Here is a 6144-nt window from a genome sequence, read left to right as displayed (position 1 = left end):
TAAAAATAAATTATTTAAAATCTTCTGGCCGCACGTACACGATAATCTACCACTTTATTTTGGTTGATTGTATTTCCGGTACTGAAAGAAACAGCTTGTGCGCTTATGTTGTTGTTTTGTGTAGAACTCCAATATGCACTTATAGTGTTGAAAGAAGCAGCAGCAAGATTCAGGTTTTGATACATAAGTTGCAGCTCCATTCTGGAAGGTAAAAACCAGTCATCATATCCGTTTATGATTAGGTCAGAACAACGTCTTGCAGCAATATTAACAGAAGTACAAGTTCCGATGATAGCCTGAGTATTAGCAGGACCAAATCCAATTGCTGAAGGTAAACTTCCCGGAATAAGCGTACCGCTGCATCCCCAGTTAATTCCTGTAGATTGATCCGTTGGAGCAGCCTCCATATATCTCCATCCATCACTATATTCACCTTTATCATAAAATATGAACCCTCCTGCCGGACCGATACTGCCTAAGGTAAATGTAGATAGTGTCTGGAAAGAAATCTGATTGCCAAAAACTGTTCCTGCATCATTAGTAGCATAAGCTCTTACAAAATATGTTTGACCAATTTCAAGTCCGCTGAGCGTTTCAGAAAAATTGCCCGTTCCACTCCCGGAAACTACCACACTATCTGTTAGGTTAGGAGCAGGTGAAGTACTATACACAAAACCTCTTTCAGTAATTGCGGAACCTCCGTCAGCTGTAATTTCAGCAAAAACAGTTGCAGCAATGGGTGTAATATTATTAACACTGTCTGTTATAACAGTTGCATATCCACCACCTGCCCATTGTGGAAGGCCATTAGTCCCGATTTGAAATGATTGTCCCGGACTTCCAACCGGAATCAATGACCAGTCCTGGCCATCCCATATTAACAGGTCACCGGGAGTGGATCCTGCTTGTAATGCCTGCCCTTGCCCGGTGGAAGGTAAACTTCCTGCATTTAATGTGTCTCCACTTGTTAATACAATTAAAAGTGAGTCACCTACCATGAAAATTTCATTTATACCGGTTCCATCTGTACCATCCTGACCCGCAGGTCCTTGTATGCCGTCTTGTCCATCTTGTCCTGCCGGGCCCTGAGCACCATCCTGTCCTGCCGGACCGGCGGGTCCAACTACATTGCCAACATTAATTACCTGACTATTACTAAGTGTAATCACAAGTTCATTGTTTACTATAGAAGCATTTGTAACACTTACCCCATCATTACCCGGAGATCCGTTTTGACCTGCCGGTCCCTGTGGCCCCTGTGGCCCTGTCACCTGACCGGCATTAATAGTTTGCTGATTACTCAACGTTAAAATCAATTCTCCATTAGTTACGGAAGCTCCTGTAACACTTACCCCGTCTTCACCGGGAGTACCATCTTGCCCGGGCACTCCGTCCTGACCCGCAGGGCCTTCCGGGCCGGGTGTACCGCTTTCAAGTGCATAAAGTGCATAAGGTACACTCAAAAGCTGGTTTAAGGCTGTGATGGAATAATTCGTCCCTCCGTTTATGTCCGTTTCTGTTTGTAGAAAATATGGCCCGTCCGACCAGTTGATATTTTCGAATGTACCCATAACCGGCATGCCATTGCCAATTCTAATTGTCATGAGTCCATTTGCATTTGTTGTGGTAGTATGTGTTTCAGTGTAAACGGCAACTCCAGTTTCGCTGCCTTGTAATACACTTACTTTTACACCAATCTGACTATTAGTGATTAAGGCATTATGCTGGTCACGAATCACTGCCTGATAACTCATTTGGTAAGGAGCATTGGCACTTAAATCAAGTACAAAGAATAATGAGATAAGGAATAAAATGATAAAATGATTTTTCATGATGTTTTAGTTTTTAATGATTTGAAAAGTCCTGACCGGTTTTTTTTGGATAAAAACTTGTAATAAGTAGGCTGCTTCAGGTAAATTCCCCATTTGTATATAAGCAGTATTATCTTCAAGACTTGCTGCTTTTAGTTCCCTGCCTTTCATATCCAGTAATTTATAGGAGATTTCTGAAGTAAAATGTTCTCTTATGTGTAGTTGCAGCAATCCCGATGTAGGATTTGGAAAGACTTCTAATTGAATATCCTCAGAAGATAGAGAAGCAATATTGCTGACAACACTGATTTCATAAGGTTGCTGAACTCCTTCTGCAAGGCTTTTACCATTACCGTCAAATTGTTGATAAGCTATCTGCCCAATAGAATAACTGATACTGCCACTTGAGTTTTGAACATCTCCTCCCGAACTGAGAACCGCTTCCTGTGCCATAAGTGTTGCAGGCAAAAAACAATAAAGCAAAATGATGAATTGAAATTTGTAGCGCATACTTCAAAGAATTTAGTTTTTATCAAAAAAGAATTTTCAACTGTAAACTGATGCAGGGTACATAGTCCCTCTTTCATGCACAAAATTATTGCAGGGGAGTGTTATCAGCTTTTACTCATGTTGCAAATACTGCTACTTATGTTGCATTTAGCCTGTTTAGAGCATTTTTGTGGGAGATTTTCCGAAATATTCCTGAAAACATTTTGAAAAATATGAAGGGCTGTTGAATCCTGTTTGGTAGGCTACCTCACTGACATTTCCGGCATGGATTTTAAGTAACTCCATTGCTTTTTCCAGTCTTATATTTCGCATAAGTTGGGATGCTGACAAACCGGTAATGGCTTTTATCTTTCTGTGAACTTGTGTTCGGCTGAGTGCCAGTTGACTACTTAGTTCTTCTACAGAGAAATCTTCATTTGATAGATTTTCTAAGGTAAGCTCAATGATTTTTTGAATAAAAACATTTTCATTTTCGAATATGCTTTTCTTTCGCTCATCTTGTGGTTGAGTATTTACAGCATATCGGGCTTTAAGTTTTTCTCTGAACCGAATGAGGTTTTTCAAATGTGTCATCAATTCAGCAATTTGAAAAGGTTTGGGCAGATAAGCATAGGCACCGCTTTGTAAACCAAGTAATCGGCTTTCCTGACTGTTTTTTGCTGTAAGCAAGATAACCGGAATATGCTCAGTAACCGGGTTCTTTTTCAATTTATTCAGAAGTTCAATTCCGTCACATAGAGGCATCATTACATCAGAAATAATAATATCAGGAACCTTTTCAGTAGCTATTTTAAATGCTTCTTTACCATTTTTTGAGCTAATGCAAATAAAACCGGCTGATTGAATCAGATCTGCAAGATAGTTTCTCAGGTGCTCATTGTCTTCTGCAACCAATACCAATTGTTCGCTGCCTTCTTCAAAGTCAAATTTTTCAGTTTCAACTGTTGGTCTATTAACCTTTTCGACCGGAAGAAGCATAGTGAATTTACTGCCTTTGCCCGATGTGGATTCAAGTAGCAATTCCCCTCCCTGCAATCTTGTCAGTTCATTAGCCAATGCCAGTCCAATGCCTGTTCCCGGCATATTTGCCTGCTCACTCTTAGGTGTTCTGTAAAATCTTTTAAAAATGTGCTTTTGCTCTTCAGTATCTATACCGGGACCTTCGTCTTTTATTGAGCATTTAAAATAATCACGGTCTTCCAAATTAACTAAATCCAACTCAATCTCTATCACACTGTTATCAGGTGAGAATTTAATCGCATTACTCAAAAGATTTTGAACAATTTTTTCAATTTTATCACTATCAAACTGTGTATATAGCGATTCAATATTTCTTTTAAGGTTAATTTGAATACCTCTTTTTTCTGCAATGCTTTTGAAATTATCTGTGATAGCCTCTGTGAAAATGATTATATCTCCCTCGCTTTTAAACACTTGCATTTTACTGTTTTCAAGTTTTGCAATATCCAATAGCTGGTTAATCAGTCGTAAAAGCTGATGGGCATTTTGATGAGCAAGACGAAGTTTATCCAAATTTCCGGGTTCAGTTTCCTTTTGCATCATTTCCTCAAGAGGAGCTGTAATAAGGCTTACGGGAGTCCTGAACTCATGTGCGATATTGGTGTAAAAAGCAGATTTTGCAGCTTCCAGTTCTTCTCTGTTTTTCTTTTTTAGTCTAAAATAAAAGGCTATAAATGTGAGAAGCAGCAGCAACAATACAAAAAAGCCTGAAAGAGTAACCAATTGGCGAATACGCAAATCTTTAATTTCAATTTCCTGTTGATGTTGAGTAAAGCGATATTTTGCTTCCAGTTCTTCGATTTGACGTTGTTGATCCACTAAATTTAAAGAATCCTGAAAAGCGTATAAAAGACTTTGGTAATGAAAGGCATTTTCAAAATCGTTCTTTTCCATATATAACTCAGCCATAGCACTCAGGCTAAGCTTTTTCAGAGCAGGGAATCCTTCGTTAGTCGCAATCTCCAAAGCCGAACGTAAATATTCTTCAGCTTCTGCAAATTCTTCCATCTGAAGTAAAACTATCCCTGAGTTCACCATTGATATACCCAAATTTCTTTTATCACCTAAGTTTTTATAAATGCTGATAGCATCATTAAAATAAGCAAGTGCTAAATCGAGTTCTGCACCCTGACGACGATATAAAACACCTAAATTATTGAGGGTCTGTCCGATTTTAAGAGAATCATTTCCGGATTTATATGTTTCAAGAGCCCGTTCAATGTAATATGCCGCACTGTCAAAGGCTCCCATGCGTGAGTAAACACTCCCGATATTGAGCAATGAGCCGGGAATATCCGCAGTATCATTCCGTTGAAGTTTATCGGCATAAGATTTTTGGAAAAAGTCAAGACTCTTGTTTAAATCATTTTGATAATAAAAAATAAAGCCAATATCTGTAAGCACTTGAGCACGATAAGCTTCCATGCCGGACAACTTAGTCTCATCCAGTAAAAGAAATAAAATTTCCAGCGCTTTTACATCATCTCCGGCTTTGTTATGTTGCATGGAAATTTCCTGATTGAGACGAAAATATGCGTGTGGGTTACTTTCCCTGCTGATATTTTCTGCAAAGAAAGTCAGGTTTTCAATAGCTGCTTCAGGAGGAGTATTTACAGCTGTTTGAAGTATTTGTTTTAAAGCTTCTGCACGCGATTCTTCTGTCTCAGCATTTTTAAAATCCTTTAATAGTCTATCCTTTTCCTTTGCCGCTTCAACAAAAAAGGAAGAAAATAAAAACAGTAAAATCGTAAAACAAGTATTCTTCATGAAAATACAAGTGGAGGAAGCCTTTTCCAAAAATATACTTCAAACCTAAAAATATAAATATACAACCAAGGCGTGAATTTATATAGTGTCCTTTTAGAATAATGAGATTTTTCCGAGAAGGGTGGTATTAGCTGTTATTCAGCGACTATACGATACTGAAAAACCTTTTCCTCATCTCTGCCGGTAATGTAAAAAGAAGTTTCATCAGCATTGAAGCTCAGCCCGCGTCCCTGATTCGTTTGACTGCTGACATCAAAAGCATATACCAGTTCCGCCGTTGAAATATCATAAGGTTCAGACAAATGAAACTCCAGCACTTCATCTCTGCCCGTATCCATCAAAATCATCATTTTGCCGTTTTTAACAAATTCAATTCCCCGCACTTCCACCTGAATATCGCTGATGTCAAGTGTATATTCCAGGTTTTTAGTCGTGATATCCCATGGCGTGGACAGGCTGACAGCAAAAACAGCACCGGTATTCCGGTCGTCAATAAAAATATAGCTGCCATCCGGCTTGAAATCAACATCATGTCCTCTTTCCACAAAACTGCTGAGGTCGGTATTTAAAGAATCTGAAAGAGAATGCAGGTTCCAGGCCTCTTCCAGCGTCAATGTCCAGATACTTGTGCGGTCAAATACCCATAATTTCTCACCGCTATCGTGGAAAAATAAACCATGCTGAAACTCACCCGGCACCACCTGCGCATGCGAAAAAGTAGCAGAACCGATTTCCCAGGCTTCGCTCACAGCATAAGCCGCAACATTATTTGAATATCTCCCGGTGATAAACACCATTGAACCATCCGGTTTCCAGTGAGTTGCTCTGGAGTTTTCCGTTTCAGCTGAAATATCGAGGTATTCGCCGGTAAACTCAAACTGAGCAAGGAAGGATGTTACTTTTTCCTCCTTTTCAGCCGTTTCCTCATTTTCGTTACACTGCGTAAAAAACAGTAACATTGAAAAAATCAGTATCGCATTTCGGAAATTAAATTGCCACTTTTTAGTGCTCATTGATAATTCAAAACTCATCATGT

General features: G+C 39.1%; 4 protein-coding genes. All 4 read right to left on the bottom strand.

The window, feature by feature from the left end; translation table 11 throughout:
- Nucleotides 1-14: 14 nt before the first annotated feature.
- Complete coding sequence (locus EA412_00830) at nt 15-1832, bottom strand: DUF1566 domain-containing protein (protein TVR83543.1); 1818 nt, start codon at nt 1830-1832, stop codon at nt 15-17.
- A gap of 6 nt (nt 1833-1838) precedes the next feature.
- Nucleotides 1839-2321 (bottom strand): T9SS C-terminal target domain-containing protein, encoded by a 483-nt coding sequence (locus tag EA412_00825; protein ID TVR83542.1) that lies wholly within the window; start codon nt 2319-2321, stop codon nt 1839-1841.
- Between the two features lie 156 nt (nt 2322-2477).
- Nucleotides 2478-5108, bottom strand: a complete 2631-nt coding sequence (locus EA412_00820; protein TVR83541.1) for a response regulator — start codon at nt 5106-5108, stop codon at nt 2478-2480.
- Between the two features lie 134 nt (nt 5109-5242).
- Nucleotides 5243-6142 (bottom strand): hypothetical protein, encoded by a 900-nt coding sequence (locus tag EA412_00815; protein ID TVR83540.1) that lies wholly within the window; start codon nt 6140-6142, stop codon nt 5243-5245.
- Nucleotides 6143-6144 lie beyond the last annotated feature (2 nt).

Source organism: Chitinophagaceae bacterium (genome assembly GCA_007695095.1).
Taxonomy (GTDB): domain Bacteria; phylum Bacteroidota; class Bacteroidia; order Chitinophagales; family REEL01; genus REEL01.
The sequence above is the reverse complement of the archived record's forward strand: the minus strand, read 5'-3'. Positions and strand labels throughout refer to the sequence as shown.